This window comes from Wolbachia endosymbiont of Chrysomya megacephala, assembly GCF_008245065.1.
In the GTDB taxonomy this organism is placed as follows: Bacteria; Pseudomonadota; Alphaproteobacteria; order Rickettsiales; family Anaplasmataceae; genus Wolbachia.
In genome coordinates, this window is record NZ_CP021120.1 from 265,284 (window position 1) to 284,534 (window position 19,251).

The following is a 19,251-nucleotide window of genomic DNA, read 5'->3' on the forward strand; positions in this document are numbered from 1 at the left end:
TTGCAAACATCAAAATTTCTTATAACATCAGAGAATAGGTTATTTTTTAGTAAGAAATGAACGAATTGGCAAAAAGCACTAGAGAAGATATAGAAGAAAAAGTAAAGAAGATTATACTAGAGCACATCAGTAAGGATGTAGAGGGATTTAGTAGTTCTTCAAAGCTTTCAGACCATGGCACAGATAGTTTAGATGCAGTTGAAATAATCATGGCAGCTGAAGAAGAATTTGGTATAGAGATTCCTGATGAAGATGCGCAAAAAATGGAAACTATGGAACAGATAGTTGAATATGTAGTAAACAAAGCAAACAATTGATGTTGAATGAGCAAAAGAGTAGTAGTTACCGGTGTTGGCTTAATTACTCCACTAGCAGCAGATGTTAATAACACCTGGTTAAAGCTGAAAGAAGGTAAATCTGGCATAAAAGCAATCAGTACAGATAGGTTCAACTCTTCTGATCTTGCTTGCAGGGTTGCAGGACAGGTATCCTACAACGCTGAAAGCTGTTTTAATCCGCTAGATTATATTTCTGAAAAAGACCTAAAAAGAACAGATCGTTTTATTCACTACGGAATTGCAGCAGCTGTTCAGGCAGTAGAAGATTCACTAATTTTGGAAAATAAAAATATTAATAAAGAGCGAATAGGTGTAGCTATTGGTTCTGGTATAGGTGGTCTTCCATCAATTCAGGAAAATGTAATTACCATGCAGGAGAAGGGGCCTAGACGTGTTAGCCCATTTTTTGTTCCTGCAAGTCTAATAAATTTGATATCTGGTCATATTTCTATTAAATACGAATTTATAGGTCCAAATGACTCAGCGGTAACTGCATGTGCAACAGGTGCGCATGCGATTATAAACTCAGCAAGAGCTATAAAACTCGGTGAAGCTGACATTATGATTGCAGGCGGAGCAGAAAGCGCGTTATGCAGAGTTGGAATTGCAGGTTTTGCATCGATGAAGGCGCTATCAACTAAATTCAATGATAAGCCTGAAGAGGCCTCAAGGCCATGGGACGAAGAACGCGATGGATTTGTCATGGGCGAAGGGGCCGGTATATTAGTTCTGGAAGAATATGAACATGCAAAAAAAAGGGAAGCAAAAATATATGCAGAACTCACTGGATATGGACTCACAGGAGATGCGCACCACATTACAGCACCACATCCAGAAGGAAGAGGCGCACTTAAGGCAATGGAACTTGCTTTAAGGAGTGCACAAGTAAGCCCAAGTCAAATTGGGTATATCAATGCACATGGAACTTCAACAAAACTTGGGGATAAAGTTGAAGTAATAGCAATGAAGCAGTTATTCGGTGACTATGCCTATAAAATACCTGTTTCCTCGACTAAATCTTCTATAGGACATTTACTTGGTGCCGCAGGAAGTGTTGAAGCAATATTTAGTATCCTTGCATTAAACAATGGAATTGTTCCACCAACTTTAAACCTACACAAACCTTCAGAAGGGTGTGATTTAAATTTTGTACCACTTAAAGCTCAAGAGCATAAAATTCAATATGCGCTTTCTAATTCATTTGGTTTTGGTGGTACCAACGCGTCTCTCATCTTTGGAAAGGTGTAGTTAATTATGCTATTTTGAATCGACTACGAAAATGTCATTCGAGTAGCTGAAACTGGAATGGCTTTGTTGCATCGCTACCTATGAAAGGCTAACTATACAAGCAACTTATTGAAAATCTTATTTTTTTTGCAGTCAATCTGATCAAATTTAAGAATAGTAATTTATTGTTTGTATTAGTAAATTTAATTCTACTTAAAATAGCTAAAGCATTGAAATTCTTGAATTTTAGCTAGATTAGTGAATGGTAGTAAAATTTCTTTTACTCAAATTTAGATATTCACTGACCGTCCTTACTATAAATGCTAGAATAATAAGCTACTGATATTCTTCATCTTTTTTATCTTTAATCCGCCGTAGATAGCGATGCAACAAAGCCAACTGGAATCCAGTTAAATTGGTCAGCATAAAAGTAATGTTGAAATATAACATTTTGATGATGATGAAGAAATGGATCCCAGTGTCAGCTACTCGAATGACTGAAGAAGAAAAAGCAAAATTTTGCCTTTTACCGCTAACCTATTATACTTACTTGATAAGTTCTATCGCTTGATTAAATGCATAAAATATTAGTAAGAAGTAACCATAAGCCCTTGATTGGAAAAATCAAGATTAATGGTTCAAAGAATGCAGTCTTGCCAATAATGGCGGCAAGCTTGTTTAGTAATTCTTCAATAACTTTGCATAACGTACCTGATTTAATTGACGTGCATTTGATGTCTGAGCTGCTTAAGAGTCTTGGTGCAGAAGTAAATTTTATATGCAATAAAGACTATAAAGCAAATCATACTTTGGAAATTGACTGTAGCAATATCAATAACCATTTAATATCACATGAAATTGCAAGCAGACTGCGAGCATCTTTTTTAATGCTAGGTCCAATGCTCAGCAGATTTGGTAGAGTTTCAACAGTATTTCCTGGTGGATGTAATATTGGAAAACGTCCTGTTGACATTCATATCAAGGCACTTGAAGCAATGGGAGCTAAAATTGAAATTGATAGCTGTAATATAACTGCAACAACAAAGGGAAAATTGCAAGGCAAAGAAATAACATTTGAAAAAGTAAGTGTTGGCGCAACAGAAAACATAATCATGTCAGCAACACTTGCAGAAGGAGTAACAACAATAAACAATGCCGCAACGGAGCCGGAAGTTCTTGATTTAATAGAGTTTCTGAAGATTATGGGTGCCAATATTGAAGTTAATAATACAAAAATCACAATAGAAGGTGTTGAAGCATTAAATGGGTGTGAGCATAAAATAATACCAGATCGCATAGAGGCCGGTACTTATGCTTTGGCTGCTATCATTACCGACGGCGAGCTAAAGTTAGAAGGAGTAAGTTTGTCTGATATAGAATGTATTGCAAATGAATTGAAGACTATAGGAGCCAGAGTTGAGTTACATGATGATGGTATTATTATTTCTAGAAAAAATGGCTCTATTAAATCTGCTCACGTTGCAACAAATCCATATCCCAACTTTCCCAGTGATATGCAACCACAACTAATGTCTGCTATGTCAATTGCAGGTGGAATATCAATCATTGAAGAGAACGTTTTTGAAAGTAGATTTGCACATGCAAATGAGCTAAGAAAATTAGGTGCTAATATCAGCATCGAAAAAAATAAAGCTACTATAAGTGGAATAAAGAGCTTATCTGGAGCTAATCTGCATGCTAATGACTTAAGGTCAACAGCAGCTTTAATTCTCGCTTCTTTGGTAGCTAAAGGAGAAACTACAATAAATAACTCACATCATTTATGGAGAGGATATGAGGCAATGCACGAAAAACTCAATTCATGCGGGGCTGATATTTTCGTTTCATCTTGAGGATATATTATGAATGAGACAACTAAGCGAACTACAGTAAAAGAAATAGATGACATTCTATACGAAGAACATAAGGTATTAGATCATGGATTTGTTCGAGTAATTGATTATATGGGCTCTGATAGCGCCATAGTTCAAGCTGCTCGCGTTTCTTATGGAAAAGGAACGAAACAGATAAATCAAGATGAAGCGCTTATAAAGTATTTGATGAGGCATCATCATACAACTCCATTTGAAATGTGTGAAATTAAGTTTCACGTGAAACTTCCAATTTTTATTGCAAGACAGTGGATAAGACACAGAACTGCAAATGTGAATGAATATTCCGGAAGGTATTCGATACTTGATAATGAATTTTATATACCAGAACAGGTTGCAAAACAATCTGATAATAATAAACAAGGCAGCGGTGAAGCTTTTGACTCAAGTACTTCAAAAGAAATAATAGATTCTCTAATAAATGATTCTAATTTAGTATATTCTCATTATGAGAAATTTATTGAACAGGGCCTTGCAAGGGAAATTGCCCGAACTAATCTAACACTTAATTACTATACTCAGTTTTATTGGAAAATAGATTTACACAACCTTCTTCACTTTTTAAGGCTTAGAGCTGATCAGCACGCCCAATATGAAATTAGAGTCTATGCAGAAGTTATGTTGGACATAGTAAAGAAATGGGTCCCGCTGGCCTATAATGCTTTCATTGAATACTCCTTAAAATCAGCCTGTATTTCAAAAACTGGTCTTGAAATAATTCGCAAGCTAATAAAAGGAGAAAATGTTACGAGAGAAGAAAGTGGCATGGGTAAAAGAGAATGGAATGAGCTGATGTCTATACTTGGTAAATAGCCAAAAAGATCGAGTTATGTCCTTTCACAGACTTGCAGGTGTGAGCAACAATTTATTCATACCTTTATCAACTGATATATCAATTATTTTTGAATTTATTCTTTCCATTGTTTCGTAAAGCTTTTCGGCTTTCTTTAACATTAGTGTTGCATTTCTAAGCATAATATAAACTTGGCAATAATCTGCAAAATTTTCAATATACATATCATATGAATAACGGTTTACAGCAAGTTCCATTACCCTACAAACTTCCTCTAATGTAAAATTGGCAGCTCCTGTATCAGGACAAAAGCCAACCGCTCCTTTATTAGAGTCAAAAAATATGTATTTATCATTCTCTGCTTTATACACCAACATAGAATGTCCAGCACCCTTGACATCTGCTCTATTATGAGTAAAACAAAAAGAATTAAATTCTAAGTAGCATCCTATCTCCACATTATTTAAGACATGTTTGATTTGTTCTTGCTCAGTATCGATCCATACTTTTGTTGAAGATAAATCATCACATAATTGCTCATATATTGTTTCATCAGAATAAAATGTATCTCCTTCTCGCTTTTTAATGCTCTGAACATCAAGAATAGGTAAAAATTGCGATAAAAACTTCATCATCAATAACTTAATCGTTTGTTCTTTTCTTCCATCAATATAATTCATAAAATCTTGTTCAGATATAATATTATCAGACTCGAGAAATCCAACAAAATCTTGCCTATTCTCTAATTTTAGAAAAGTAACAAAGTAATTTAATGAGTGACATAACCCTCTTTCGAGAGAAAAACCTAAAATTTCTTCAAATCTATCTTTTAATTGTACAATTTTAGATATACTATCTGACATAAAAGTATTCAAATTAAATTGAATAGCTTTCTCACTTTCAAATAATTTATTATATTGTTCTTCAGCTGATAAATCCGGTGCTTTGTATACATATCTACCATTTTCTCTATGTATACCTTCTATATCTTTAATTATACCTTGTTCTACATTTTTACTGATAGCAGTTTTATGCTTCCCTCTGTTGGCAAATTGATTTAAAAACTCCGCAATTTGATGCTTTGAAAGTATTTCTTCAACTTGTCCATCTTCTCTATCTTCAGTTTTATAAAACACTCTAATTTTAGCGTTTTTCTTGTCAGTATAGACTTTTAATACAATAGATTCAGCAATGCGATTAACATATTTTGGCACATTAATTATTAAGATATTAACTATATATCTTAATAATAGTATAACCCACGCCACCTGTCAATTAATAAATTAATATTATTTGTTATATAAAAAAGTAAATTGCATAGTAGATTCCAGTGCTTGACACTGGAATCTAGGAATTTTGATTCTAAATTGGGTATTGGTCTAAAATTAAAATAAATGTTTGTGATGAGATTATATGAAAAACTGGATCCCAGACTGGGATGACAGGAGAAGGAAACGCCGGAATGGCAGGGGAAAGAAACACTGGGATGACAGTGAAAGATCTAATTCCTTATATCAATTAATTCTCATCCACCTTTTACATTACATAAACTCATCACTTTTATAGAACATCTCATTAAAATCATTCAAAATTCCAAAATCTTGATTTTTAATAAATAGATGCCCATCTGCAATATAGGACTCAGCAAGAGTAAATGGTTCATCATGATGCTGTGATGCTGGCCTAACAATTTCATTGTACAAAACCATTACTTGCTCATAATTGTATCCACTACCATCATGATATTTACCACGTATAGTGTCATAAAAATTTCTTACATCATCATACGTAACTTGCAGTTCTACCTTATATTTCCCTATTTCAACAGCCTCACCCACTTTGATTTTTAAAGGATGTTGTTTCACATTATCTATAACAATTGTTTCCTCTTGCTTCTCTTCGTCTCCTCTTATCGATCTTTTACTCCTTTCTTCACTCGCAGGTTGATCTGCTGGCATTTGGTCTATATCGTTAGATTCTTCTTCTTGCATAGTAATTTTTTTGAGATAGCTAAGCATATCCTTTCCAGCTTTTTCCCAAGTTGCAGCTTCTTTTGAAAGCTCACGATAATAAGAATCATTACCGCCTTTGCTATCTATTACATCTCTTGCTAGTCCTTTCTCTTCTGCCCATAACTCAGCATGTTCAACAAGTGTCCTGCCATCTTTGCCTACAACGTCAACGTCAGCTTTGTTTTTTATTAGATATTCTATTGTATCTAACTTTCCATGCCTCACTGCATGAACTAAAGGTGTCCAACCATCATTATCCTGAGCATTAATATTCGCACCTTTTTCAACTAACTGCTCTATCATCTTCTTATTCCCAAGATCAACAGCAAGATGCAAAGGTGTTAAGCCGTAGCTATCCTGAATATCAATATCCGCATTATGCTCTATGAGATATTTAACTACTTCCATATTTTTCATGTACATGGCAAAATGTAGTGGAGATTTACCAGAGCTAATATCACGGGTATCAACATCTATACCACGATCTATTAAGTATTTAGCAATTTCCGTATGTTTTAGCTCAATTGCATAGTGCAGCAGTGTTTGAGCTGACGTGTTTTTGATACCAAGATCTGCGCCATGCTCAATTAAACTCTTAACTATTTCCGCATTCCCTAGCTTAATAGCAGCAAGTAACGGAAAAGTATAATAACTTTTACTATTAGGATCTGCGTTATGATCTAATAGATACTTCACTATTTCTGTATTACCTGAATAAATAGCACTGTATAATGGCGTTTTGGAATAAGCATCTTGAATATTAGGATTTGCACCACGATCTATTAAGTATTTAGCTATCTCTATATTTCCAGACTCAATAGCATAGTGTAAAGGTGTCTTATAATACACATATTTAGTATTAGTTTTCTGATAATAATTGTCATGAACATTAAGATTTGCTCCATGATCAATAAGATATTTTGCTACTTCCGTATTTCCTGACTGAATGGCATAATGTAGTGGCGTTTGTCCATTATGGTCTCTTGTATCAGTATATGAATTGTGTTTTAGTAGCATTGCTACTTTGCTTAAATCTCCCAATGAAGCAGCAAAATGTAAACTCGTCGCACCTGTTACCTTATTTATCTCGTTTACTTTTCCTATAGTGTTTTCTACATTATTGTCATCAATATTCACCTTTAAGAAAGGCTGTTTATTATACTTCATAACTTTTGTTGTAACAGCTTTTCGTTGTTCGTCTTCACTCACTTTTTTAGCAGGTTGCATAGAATCTTCTCTACTGACACTTTCTATCTTGGTTTTATCACCACTTACATTATGTACTGGGCTATAACCATATAGACCCTTGCCTGCACTTTGTTGGCTTGTTGAACTTTCAACACTGTTAGATTCAACAACATTATATTCCATATGTTGTTCACCACTCAGCTCAGCCTTAACCCATTGTTTAAATTCTTGATCATAACCTTTCAGCTCAGTCAAAAAATCCTCAACTAATTTCTTACCTTGATCCCTATCATGATATCTCTTATAAGTGGAGAGGCTCTTTAGTAAATTATCAATTAAGTCCGGGTGTTTATTTTCAAGAAACTTTACTACTTGCTCTGCTTCTGAATAGTAGTGATTTCCTTGATAATCATTACGTAATATCTCATCTAGTTTAAGATTCTTATTTTTTATTGCAATTAAAGCTTCTTTATCTCCGTGATCATTAATGTGTTTGCCATTTTCTAAACCAGCAACATAGTTAGCAATAGCTTCGTGCATTGCTTTTGGCAAGATATAGCTTAGACCAAGATTTGCAAAGTGCATTGCATGCCCTATCTCGTGCTCTAACGTATGTTGATTTAAATTCCCTTTACTATCTAGGTAGACATAAACGTCAGCAGCATTTCCCTTATTTAGATCGATCATTCTTGTGTAGCCATTAACACCGTCGCCAGCATCGAATCCAACTTTTTTCAAGTACTCTTTAAACTCATTTTGAGTGTTGAATACATAAGTATTGATCCTTATATCATGGTCAGAGGTATTAAAAGCACCCTTAAAGTCTCGTACAGCATCTTTAATGCTTTTTTCTATTGTATCTAGCTTATTGGCAGCTAAGTCATACTTGATATTTATATTAGTGTTATCAAGGGATACAGTTTTGCTACGTGAAAGGTTTGACATTACACCATCCATGTAATTTACTATTTCCACTTGCCCTTGCTGTTTAGCATAAGTAAGAGGTGTACCATCGCATGCTCTTTTAATATAAAGATCAGCACCATTATCTATCAGACATTTCACCATATCTAAATTTCCACGTGTAATAGCTAGGTGTATCGGAGTGTAGTTATGAGTAAGATTTATATCTGCACCGTTTTTTATTAAATAATCTACTACTTCTGTATGACCTTTATTGACTTTTACATTTGCAGCAACATGAAGAGGAGTATCATTCCATTTATCTAAAACATCAAGCCTAGCACCTTTTTCTACTAAAAATTTCACTGCAGCTAAATTTCCATCTTCAGCAGCTTTATGCAGAAAGGTTCTGCCGATACTGTCTTGTCGGTTTATATCTGCACCTTTGTCTATCAAATATTCTGCTAATTCCATACGTCCAAGTGAAATAGCCATGCCAAGAGGATTATTATATTTACCCAGGTTAACATCGGCATTACCTATTTCGACTAGAAATTTTATCATTTTCTCATCATTATTCATAACAGCATAAAAAAGTGGAGTGAGCTTATGTTTATCTTCCACGTCCACTCTAGCGCCTTTATCTATTAACAGTTTGACCTCATCGAAACGCCTACTAAAAACAGCTTTATGTAGAGCAGCATAGCCTGCAGAGTCTTTAGCATCTAAATCTAAATTTTTTGATTTATCATATTCAGAATTTGTTTTAAATTTCATATTCACCTCTTAAAAATTTTCACTATAAATAAGTCTTGAGAAAAATGCGTTAACTGTAGATTCAGCCTTTACCTTGTTTTTGCATAACTGCTTAGATAGTTGATCATCGCGAAAAAGCAGATTCTTAGTATCGAGATATTTAGCATAGTTGCCAGCAGGTATTGAGTAGAAACCGCTTTCAAGTTCAAGATAAGAGCTGCTATTGAGAACAAAAAATAAATCGCTCTGGTCAAGCAGTATGTCATAACCAGAGCTCGTGCAATGTAAGTATTCATTGCCTTCATACTCTGCTATGTAGTACTTACTTGCATCAAGATCACCATCAAGCTGCAAAATTGCCGCTGAACGTCCATTCCCAATACTATGGCCTTTTATTACTTTAAGTACTTTAATCTCATCATTTTCTATGAGTTCCCTTAACTTTTCATTCTTTTTATTTAATTCTTCCTCTGCTTTTCTTCTGTCTTCTTCTAATTTTGTTTCTTTTTCAACAAGCTCATTTTGTATTTGCAAAAACATATCTTGAACGGTTAAGCCATTTAGAAAGTAATCCAATACAATTGACACAAACGGCTGCAATTCACCATTATCTTCAAAGCTCTTTTCCTGCTTTTTGTCATATTGAGTGGGGTTATAGATTGCATACATAGGATAAAAACCATAATTCACCTCGTCGAATGATAACTCTATCGAAAATCCGCTCTGATCAAGTGGAAGTTTAGTAGCTAAATATCTACCATTATTATCTCTGACATATAGCTCATCTCTACCATAGTGCCCAAAATATTTATTGTAATAAATGTAAAAATTTTCAGGATTAAGATTAAAGTAATCATCTAAATTGTTAAGTTTATCGAGCTTTTCACATAGAAGACTCTTGCTCTTATCTGTAAGTTTGATGCGTGTAGAGAAGTAACACCGATCTATTCGGTCACCTTTTTCTATTTCAAAGTCTAGGACTATTTTATCGCTAAACATACAGAATTTCCTCACATTTCTAATATTTATGATTATAAATTGTGTACTATGAAAAAAGCATTAAGGCTTCTCTATGTATCTAAAAACAGCGCTAACTTATGACAAAAACAGTTGACGTATTACTACCGCTTCCAATTGATCAGTTATTTTCATATGCAATTGAGAAAGATACTGAAACTTCAATTGGAGATTACGTAGTGGTACCATTTGGCAGAAAGCGTTTGATTGGAATAGTTTGGAAATATAGCGGCAAGAGTGATCGAGAATTAAAATGCATTGAACAAAAGATCGAGTTACCGAGTATCAGACCAAAACTGATCGAATTTGCAGAGTGGGTTGCGCAGTATAATGTAATACCTATCGGTATGCTTGCCAAAGTAATAATGGGAGGAGTATTAAAGGTAAATCAGATAGATAAGTTAGTTTTCACTAAGCAAAAGCAGGAAATAAGTGAAATAGATTGCCAATTAAGCCCTGAGCAGCAAGCAGCTCGCAATAAGATAATAAGTAATTTGAATGAGTATTCAGTGACTTTGCTTGACGGTGAAACCGGGTCTGGAAAAACGGAAGTTTATCTCTCTGTGATTGCAAGGTTAATTGAAATCGTAAACGATGCACAAGTCCTGATCCTTCTGCCAGAAATTGTCCTAACTTCACAATTAGTAAATCGTGTTCACAGTCAGATATCTGGAAATATAGCTGAGTGGCATTCAGGACTTACTCCCAAAGCTCGACGAAATAATTGGCTTAATATAGCAAATGGAAGTGCGCAGATAATTATTGGGGCAAGGTCATCACTTTTTTTGCCTTATAAGAACCTAAAATTGATCATCGTTGATGAAGAGCATGACTCATCCTTTAAACAGGAACAAGGAATTATATATAATGCTCGAGATATGGCAATTATCTTAGCCAAACTCGAAAATATTCCGATTATTTTATCATCCGCTACTCCGCTGCTTGAAACAATTTATCATGTTAAAAAAGGGAATTACAACCATGTAAAGCTAACCGAACGATTCGGTGGTGCAGAGTTGCCGCACATAAAAGTAGTAAATAATAAGCAATGGATTTCCAATGAACTTTTCGAAGGAATAAAACAAACCATAGAGAAAAAACAGCAAGTTATGCTCTTTCTAAACCGCCGGGGGTATGCGCAACTTGCAGTTTGTAAAAAATGTGGATATAAAATTTCCTGCTCAAATTGCACTGTATGGCTTACTTACCACAAGAAAAAGAACGTCCTTTTGTGTCACCATTGTTCTTATCAATCAAAACTTCCAGAAAAATGCTCTAATTGTCAAAGCGAAAAGTCATTGTTCCTTTATGGTGTGGGAATTGAAAGGTTAGTTGAAGAAATAGTGAAATTAATACCAAATGCAAAAACTGCGATTACCAGCAGCGATCAGAAGTCGCTTGGTAGCGTCATTGACTCAGTGCTCAAGGAAGAGGTGAATATTATAATCGGTACACAAGTGATTGCCAAAGGGCATAATTTCCCTAAGTTAACTTTGGTTGGAGTGATAAATGCAGATTTAGGCCTTGAAAATTCTGACCTTAGGGCAGCAGAAAAGACGTATCAATTATTGCATCAAGTTGCGGGTAGATCTGGAAGGTTCAACGAAAAAGGAACGGTAATAGTGCAAACCAATAATCCTGAAAGTTTGATAATAAAAGCATTGCAGCAGCAAAAAAGGGATTTGTTTTATGAAATTGAACTTGAGTCAAGACGCAAAGCTAAAATGCCACCATTTAGTAGATTAATAGCGCTTATAGTTTGCGGTAAGGATCAATTTGCCACGCAGAAAGCAGCAAGTGAGATAACAAGCTTTTTACATAATCAATATTCAACTACCTTTCAGCACTTGACGCTGAAAGAATTTGAAATTTTTGGCCCATCACCAGCAGCAATAAATTTCTTAAATAATAAATATCGTTATAGAGTGTTACTGAAAATACACAATAACCATAATCTATTCATAAAGAAAAAGCTGAAACATTGGATTAAAAATAACTATAACTTAAGTTCAAACATTGCAGTAACAATAGATGTTGATCCCGTGAGTTTTTTTTAACAAAATTACGGAATTTATTTGACATTCACAGAATTAATGTATTAACTTTTTAATTAAAAATTTGACTTTTATTAGAATTTATTATATTATTATTATAATAGGTAGATAATATGACTTTACTTAAAATCATCTGTAGGAAAGGGATAAAGCATAACGAAAAAATTAGAGAATTGCAGGAATTCCTTAATAAAAATATCGAAATACCTATTGACAAGGAGTTATTTAAATCAGCTTTATTTACAAAGGATATTGTAGATATAAGAAAAGAGATGGTGTATCTTATTTTGCAACACTGCATTGTATACGATAGTACAAGGTCTAAGAAAGAAGAGATATTGTCATTTAAAAACGTGATGAAGATTTTAGATGAAGCAGTGAATAAATTTGTTACTCCTCAGTATTTCTACAGATTGATCAATTTTCGAGATCAAAGTGGAAATACATTATTACACCAAGCTGTTATAAACAATAACACTGATGCAATAGAAGCCCTTTTGAAATATGGTGCAAGCCCTTTGATAAAGAATAAAGAAGAGAAAATCCCATTAGATTTAGATCAAGAAGAAAAAACAAGAGAAGCACTCATTAAATCTATGAAAGACCAAGCTCAATCGAAAAAAGAAAGTGCTAGATGTAATGGTTTGATTGGCATTATACCTGGAGTTTTTCTTGGCATTGGACTCGGTGTTGGTAGTGCTTTAGTCCCTTCAATGACTATTATATTATGCACACTCGCAGTATCTGCTCTTGTTGCTGGAATAGCAGTTGGAGTGGCTATATATTTCCTAAGTCAAGACTATAAACAGGCTAAATCAATAGAAGAAGCTGTTAATCCTCAACTCTCTTTTGTCAAGCATGAAAAGACTGTAGATAATAAAGCAGTACTAGGATAACTGTGAGTTTTTTAACATTAGATTTCTTGCATAACTGGAATTCGAAAGTTCCAGCGCATTTTTCTTATTGGATCCCAGTGTCAAGCACTGGGATGACATCTTATTATGCAAGAAATCTATTCATTTAAAACTTATTTGAGAAAACGTAGCTATAAAAACCGCAGGTACCAGTTGGTTTTTATTAGCTAAATTAAAGGTCAAGTATCTGGAATTCTGAACATAAGATCCCACTGTATAAAAAAGATTAGAAAAAATGCAGTGAACATACGACAGATATGCTCTGAAGAGGATACGCTACATTTTTTAATGAGTTTAATAAAAAAGTCTGCAGACGGAGATAGATTTTTGAGCTCAATAAATATCTCTAACTGTAATTGTAATCAGATTTAAAATATGCGGAAGTAATTTTTTAGCTATAAAATCTTCTAAAAAATTAACACAGAAGTTAGTTTCATAAGTATTTTTATCAAAAACTATTTTAAAAAAATTTAAATAGAGTTGAAAAATTTTAAAGATGAGATACCCTACCTGAAATGCAACTTCTGTAAAAAAAGAAATATGAAAGGTGAAATAAACACTGCAGCAAATTTTCAAGCAGAAGACCTTGAGTCTAAAAATGCTACAGATCTTGATTGTTTAGCTAACTCTCTAAATTCTTTGAATGCAAAGAGTGCTGAGATTAAAGATAAAAGGAACGATGTGCCTTTTTCCAGTAGAAAAAGCAACTCGCATGTTTTAGAACTTTTTTCTAGTGAAAATGTTGAGATTAACATTCCAGATGAAACACCTTGTGCTGCTCGGAGTGAATCAGGTATAGCTGTAATATTTAGAGGTATAGCTGGGTTGTTTAAAGGTAGGAATAGTATGGACGTAACCCTTTATCAATCTAAAGTGCAACGTAGCTCTGCAATTGATTACAGTACTACAGAAAGTATAGGGTTACGGCTACTAAATATCTGTAAAGGAGAAGAAGATATCTCTTTTGATCAAGAGATTAATTTTTTATATAAAGAGGGTTATTTGTATGATGTCTTATTGTTGCAAGACGAGGAGAATCATGACACACCTTTACATGTAGCTATAAAAAGAAATCGTACTTGTTTTGTAGAAAAACTTTTGTGTATTCTTAAGGAACCATACTGTTCAAGTGAGTTTTACAAACGCAAATATTTTGAACATAAGCAAGAGAATGAAAAGCCGCTTTTCAAAGTTATTAATACTAATAACAAGGATGGAAAAGATGCAATTACTCTGGCTATTGAAAGCAATAATTCAGAATGCATTTCAGCTCTTTTTAACTACTTAACTCGTGAAAATATTAACAGAAGAAAAGATGTTGAAAATGAGTACACACCTCTACACGAAGCTATGCTTCTTAACAAAAATGAAGCAATCAAAGAGCTTCTCAAATCAAAGGATATAGATACTGAACTCATAGATAAGGAATCTTACAAAGCATATAATTATGCTAATAACAAAGAGGCCATAGAATTGTTTATTCAGCACTATAGTAGTAAAATTAGTGAGTTGCGTATAAAATTAGAAGATAATAATAAAAAACTAGCACGAATTAAGTGCGTCCTAAACAAAACAAAACTTACTTGTGTATGCTTAGCAGCCTTCGGCTCTTGTTTTAGAATGTATAGAAATTCCCATGACATAATAAATGAAGAAGTGAGTGAAGATATGTTATATTATTCTCTTGCATTGCTTGCCAACACTACAGGTCTAATATTATTTTTTAATTATTTGATCGATACAATACTTTCCAAGTATGAAGAAAAAAATTCTAGTTTGAATAAAGAGTCAGACAGTTATGTAGAAGAAAGAAATATGTTGAAAAATAAATTACGTCATTTTCAAAAAAGAAGTACCGTAGTAACTACGCAAATGTGTGAGATAATTTCAGTTATACCTGAATCAGAGTTAGGTTACAGTAGATTGTGATTACATTAATTTTTTCAAGACAGTTCTAAAAAAAGTGGGAAATCTTTTTCATAGCCAATCAAACTAAGCTTTCTTTACGAAAGGTTTGATGTTATCATTTTATAAACTATATCCTGAATTTGTTAAATGAACATTAATATAAAGAATTTAGTTCATGCTTTTTCTAAATTGCCAAGTTTAGGTCCATCATCATCACGAAGATTAGTTATACATTTGCTCCAAAATAAAGAGAAAGTCATGCTACCGCTTGCATCTTTGATTAGAGAGCTAGCGGATCTTATAATAGAGTGCAAAATTTGTGGAAACCTAGATACTAAATCGCCGTGTTCTATTTGTACTAACCCAAAGCGTGACACCAAGTTAATGTGTGTAGTAGAAGAATTGGGTGATCTATGGGCATTTGAAAAAGGGAATATATATTCAGGTATGTATCATGTTTTGGGTGGAAGGCTATCAGCAATAAATGGCATAGGTCCAAAAGAACTGAATCTTGATAACATTCCCAAAAGAGTTACAGAATTTAAAATTGAAGAGGTCATTATTGCAATCAATCCGACATTAGAAGGCCAAGTTACTGCGCAATATATAATTGAATTGGTGCGACCTGAAAGTCTTCGGTCATATTGTTTAAAAGGAGAGGAATTCATTCAGAAAGAAACTGAAAGGATTCTAAAACTTATTAAACCAGATGTTTTGCCGTCTGAGTCTACGCATCAGTGCGAATCGGGCAACCGGTTGGTGCCAAGCGATGCGGACAATGAACCTCCTCTTGAAAAAGAAGATGCTCAATCGTGAGAGGGGCATAAACTGCAAGCATCATGTGGTTGGAGGGCTAGGCTAGTGGTATGGTGAACGTAAGTGAAGCTTTATAAGTACCGATACGATGAAAGAGCTAAAGATGCTGATAAGCTCTGACCAAAAGGTAATGTGGATAAGTTACATTTTTCATTTCTAGATGTACGCAAATAATAACTCCACCGGTATAGAGAAGCCACCTAACCCACTGTTGTATGACTGGAGAAACAGGGTAAGCCTGTATTTTCGCCTACATGGCAAGCAAACCGCAAGGAATGCTGATGGAAGTGCAGGTAAAGGAGAATGGAGAAAGCGAATGCCATTTTGTAACGAAATGGATAGAATTTGTAACATTAATTCGCGTGAAAACGAGCAGACTTCCATTTGGTCCCTCGTGACAAGAAACTTTGTTAACCACTTAAGGTAGGAAAGCAGATGATTACAAGTAAACCCGTAAGTGCATCTACCGAAAGCTTTGAAGCATGGAAGCAATTGCCATGGAAGAAATGCCAGAAAGTTATTGTGAGGCTACAAAGACGTATTGTTAAGGCTGTCCAAGAAGGAAGATGGGGTAAGGTAAAAGCTTTACAACATCTTCTCACACGCTCTTTTAGCGGAAAAGCTTTGGCTGTTAAGAGAGTAACTGAAAACCAAGGAAAAACCACAGCAGGTGTAGATCGTCAACTATGGTCAACTTGCAATGCTAAATTTCAAGGAATAAAGCAGTTAAAGCAAAGAGGATATAAACCTTCTCCGCTAAAACGGATTTATATCAGTAAATCTAATGGCAAAAGAAGACCTCTTGGAATACCCACGATAAAAGATAGAGCCATGCAAGCATTATATCTGTTTGCTCTGGAACCGATAGCTGAAACGATCAGTGATCGTCACTCCTATGGCTTTAGACCTAAAAGATCCTGTGCAGATGCTACAGTAGCTTGTCATTTGTTACTGGCAAGTCGTAATCAACTACAATGGATACTTGAAGGTGATATCAAAGGATGCTTTGACAACATTAATCATGAATGGCTTATGAAGCATATTCCTATGGAGAAAAAAATTCTGCATAGTTGGTTAAAAGCTGGCTTCCTAGAATCAAAAACTCTGTATCCCACAACTGCAGGTACCCCGCAAGGTGGTATAATTTCTCCAATACTAGCCAATTTAGCCTTAAACGGACTTGAAAAGTTATTGGAAAGTCGATTTGGTAAACTCGGCAGTAGAAAAAGAAACAAAATCAGAAGTGGAGTGAATGTAATCAGATACGCAGACGACTTTATTATTTCAGGTTTCACACATGAAGTACTGGAAAAGGAAGTTAAGCCTTTAGTATCATCTTTTCTTCATGAGCGAGGTTTAATTCTGTCAGAAGAGAAGACAAAGATTACATCTATCACAACAGGGTTTGACTTTCTTGGTTGTAATGTACGTAGATATAATAAGAAGTTAATTATTAAACCTTCGAAAGAAAGTATTAAAAGACTTCTTAATAAAGCACGTACATTGATAAAAGCAAATATAGCGAACACTCAGGCTATAGTAATTAAGTCACTCAACTCTCTACTGAGAGGATGGGGAAATTACTATCACCATGTGTGTGCTAAAAAAGCGTTTAGAAAGATCGACAATGAAATTTGGCATAGTTTATGGAAATGGGCAAAGAAAAGACATCCTCGTAAAGGATTACGTTGGATAAAGAATCGTTACTTCAAAGTAATGGGTCAACGCCAATGGGTTTTTGCTGCACCCATATGCAAGAACAAACCAAAAGAGATACGGTATTTAAGACTGCTTAAGCTGATTGATATACCTATCAGACGACATGTTAAAATCAGAGCGGATGCAAATCCCCTTGACTTAAAATGGAAAAAGTATTTTGATGAGAGAGTGAAACGAACAAGAATGTTAGCAAGCTCTTTCTCAAGAGAAGGTTCTCTACTGTTGGTGTCACCATTAAGAATGATGTTTCCTGAGGAATCATGAAGGACAAGCCGGTTCTAGAAAAGAAGAACTTAGATAAGGGGCTCAAGCGTAGTGTGGGGAAACCTGCATGCTGCGTTTCTAAGGGAGGGGGTAGTAGTAATACTGCTTCCTTACCTGACCTAAAGAATTCGAATGTAAAAATATCGCGCCTTGCTTGTGGTATACCGATAGGTGGAGAAATTGACTACCTAGATGAAGGGACTCTGAAGATAGCGCTTACTTCAAGACAGGATATTAAATAATATTCCATTTCTTCTGAGCAACATACTTTAAAAATACTGTAACATACTTCAGCCTAGAAACTTGCTTGCTAATTGAAAATATTATACATTTAAATATGGTATTTAAAAATGAGGGGTTATGTTAACTTTTGTACTAGATGGAGTACGTGATACTTATAGTTGGTTAATCAAAAAATCAAGATCAATCGCTCTTGATTTCATTGCGCTATTTAACAAAGAATACGCAGATAGTAAACGAATTGGATACATATTAAAGGATATAAAGATTGACTTAGGACTACAAGTGCCTAATTTAGAAGTGAAAAAATTAAAAGAGTTTGATTTTAAATCAAATGATCTACTCTTAACAAAAAGCGATATTAATTTTCACAATACAGATTTATTAAAGGATATTATTATTAAACCTGATTTCAGCAAAATAATAAGAGAATTAAATCAAGACGAATATGCTCGATATAAGGATCCTGATTTCAGCAAAATAATAAGAGAATTAAATCAAGACGAATATGCTCGATATGAGGATATTATTATTAAGCCTTATTTCAATTTCAGCGAAATAACAAGAAAATTCAATCTAGACGAATACGAATATGCTCGATATAAGGATATTATTATTAAACCTAATTTCAGCAAAATAATAAGAAAATTAAATCAAGACGAATATGTTCGATATATTGATAACCTAAGCTTTATATTTCCATTAATGCTGGTGTATAAAAACTTTGTGCATAGTGACTGGGTATCTGATAAGTATGGTAATTCTGCACTAATAGAATTAATAAAAACTTGTGATAGTAGGAAAATCATGGAGGAAAAAATAGACTTATGGAAGGAAAAAGGAAAGTTAACAATAGATATCAGTTTGGATGCAGGAAGCTTAGCTTATATAAACGGGATGTTTCCTTTAATACAAAAAGCTATTAAAAACAGGAGTTTTATAATTCAAAACTATTCTGGACTCTATGAAAGTGGAATTGAGCAACTAGTAACTGAATTCAAAGATTGTAAAAGTTTAAAGGAAACACAGGAAGTAATAGACGATCTTACACAAAATTACGTGCAATACATGGAAAGATGCATAGAAGAAAAAACAGGAATAAAAACTATCACATATGATCCATGTGGTGTGCTTGATCCTGTAAGTAGCTTGAAAAACATTTCTATTAATGTGTTAGAAAAACATGGATTACTAAGCAAATGATTGTCTG

The 19,251-nt window shown here is 34.2% G+C and carries 13 protein-coding genes and 2 pseudogenes; 12 read left to right on the forward strand and 3 right to left on the reverse strand.

Going from position 1 to position 19,251, the window contains the following annotated elements; translation table 11 throughout:
* Nucleotides 1-56 precede the first annotated feature (56 nt).
* The 5 genes from acpP (at nt 57) to thyX (ending at nt 4,270) form a co-directional block, all read left to right on the forward strand.
* Nucleotides 57-317 (forward strand): acyl carrier protein, encoded by a 261-nt coding sequence (acpP, locus tag CAI20_RS01210; RefSeq protein WP_007302173.1) that lies wholly within the window; start codon nt 57-59, stop codon nt 315-317.
* Between the two features lie 6 nt (nt 318-323).
* A complete protein-coding gene (gene fabF, locus CAI20_RS01215) occupies nt 324-1,586 on the forward strand; it encodes a beta-ketoacyl-ACP synthase II (protein WP_019236756.1) in 1,263 nt (420 codons plus the stop codon).
* 412 nt (nt 1,587-1,998) lie between these two features.
* Nucleotides 1,999-2,136 (forward strand): hypothetical protein, encoded by a 138-nt coding sequence (locus tag CAI20_RS06530; RefSeq protein WP_158307661.1) that lies wholly within the window; start codon nt 1,999-2,001, stop codon nt 2,134-2,136.
* Nucleotides 2,137-2,140: 4 nt separating this feature from the next.
* Nucleotides 2,141-3,418, forward strand: a complete 1,278-nt coding sequence (gene murA / locus CAI20_RS01220) for a UDP-N-acetylglucosamine 1-carboxyvinyltransferase (protein WP_012481905.1) — start codon at nt 2,141-2,143, stop codon at nt 3,416-3,418.
* 9 nt (nt 3,419-3,427) lie between these two features.
* Nucleotides 3,428-4,270, forward strand: coding sequence for an FAD-dependent thymidylate synthase (gene thyX / locus CAI20_RS01225; RefSeq protein WP_149168698.1), 843 nt, complete (start codon nt 3,428-3,430; stop codon nt 4,268-4,270).
* 24 nt (nt 4,271-4,294) lie between these two features.
* Here thyX and CAI20_RS01230 read toward each other — a convergent pair whose 3' ends face one another.
* The 3 genes from CAI20_RS01230 to CAI20_RS01240 form a co-directional block, all read right to left on the reverse strand.
* Complete coding sequence (locus tag CAI20_RS01230; protein ID WP_149169003.1) at nt 4,295-5,464, reverse strand: hypothetical protein; 1,170 nt, start codon at nt 5,462-5,464, stop codon at nt 4,295-4,297.
* Nucleotides 5,465-5,791: 327 nt separating this feature from the next.
* A complete protein-coding gene (locus CAI20_RS01235; protein WP_149168699.1) occupies nt 5,792-9,130 on the reverse strand; it encodes an ankyrin repeat domain-containing protein in 3,339 nt (1,112 codons plus the stop codon).
* A gap of 9 nt (nt 9,131-9,139) precedes the next feature.
* The gene (locus CAI20_RS01240) at nt 9,140-10,108 is read right to left on the reverse strand and encodes a hypothetical protein (RefSeq protein ID WP_149168700.1); all 969 of its coding nucleotides are present in this window, start codon (nt 10,106-10,108) and stop codon (nt 9,140-9,142) included.
* Between the two features lie 98 nt (nt 10,109-10,206).
* Between CAI20_RS01240 and priA the strand changes: the two genes are divergently transcribed.
* The 7 genes and pseudogenes from priA (at nt 10,207) to CAI20_RS01285 (ending at nt 19,244) form a co-directional block, all read left to right on the forward strand.
* On the forward strand, nt 10,207-12,183 hold the full coding sequence (priA, locus tag CAI20_RS01245) for a replication restart helicase PriA (RefSeq protein ID WP_149168701.1): 1,977 nt from the start codon (nt 10,207-10,209) through the stop codon (nt 12,181-12,183).
* Nucleotides 12,184-12,293: 110 nt separating this feature from the next.
* A complete protein-coding gene (locus CAI20_RS01250) occupies nt 12,294-13,076 on the forward strand; it encodes an ankyrin repeat domain-containing protein (RefSeq protein WP_149168702.1) in 783 nt (260 codons plus the stop codon).
* 558 nt (nt 13,077-13,634) lie between these two features.
* On the forward strand, nt 13,635-15,023 hold the full coding sequence (locus tag CAI20_RS01260; protein WP_007302183.1) for an ankyrin repeat domain-containing protein: 1,389 nt from the start codon (nt 13,635-13,637) through the stop codon (nt 15,021-15,023).
* A 126-nt stretch (nt 15,024-15,149) separates the two neighbouring features.
* Nucleotides 15,150-15,641: pseudogene (locus tag CAI20_RS01265) on the forward strand (recombination mediator RecR); the annotation flags it as partial.
* Between the two features lie 612 nt (nt 15,642-16,253).
* Nucleotides 16,254-17,801: a group II intron reverse transcriptase/maturase gene (gene ltrA, locus CAI20_RS01275; protein WP_149168704.1), complete on the forward strand. Its 1,548-nt coding sequence runs from the start codon at nt 16,254-16,256 to the stop codon at nt 17,799-17,801.
* Between the two features lie 137 nt (nt 17,802-17,938).
* A pseudogene (locus CAI20_RS01280) lies at nt 17,939-18,043 on the forward strand (recombination mediator RecR); the annotation flags it as partial.
* Between the two features lie 118 nt (nt 18,044-18,161).
* Nucleotides 18,162-19,244 (forward strand): hypothetical protein, encoded by a 1,083-nt coding sequence (locus CAI20_RS01285; RefSeq protein ID WP_007302185.1) that lies wholly within the window; start codon nt 18,162-18,164, stop codon nt 19,242-19,244.
* Nucleotides 19,245-19,251 lie beyond the last annotated feature (7 nt).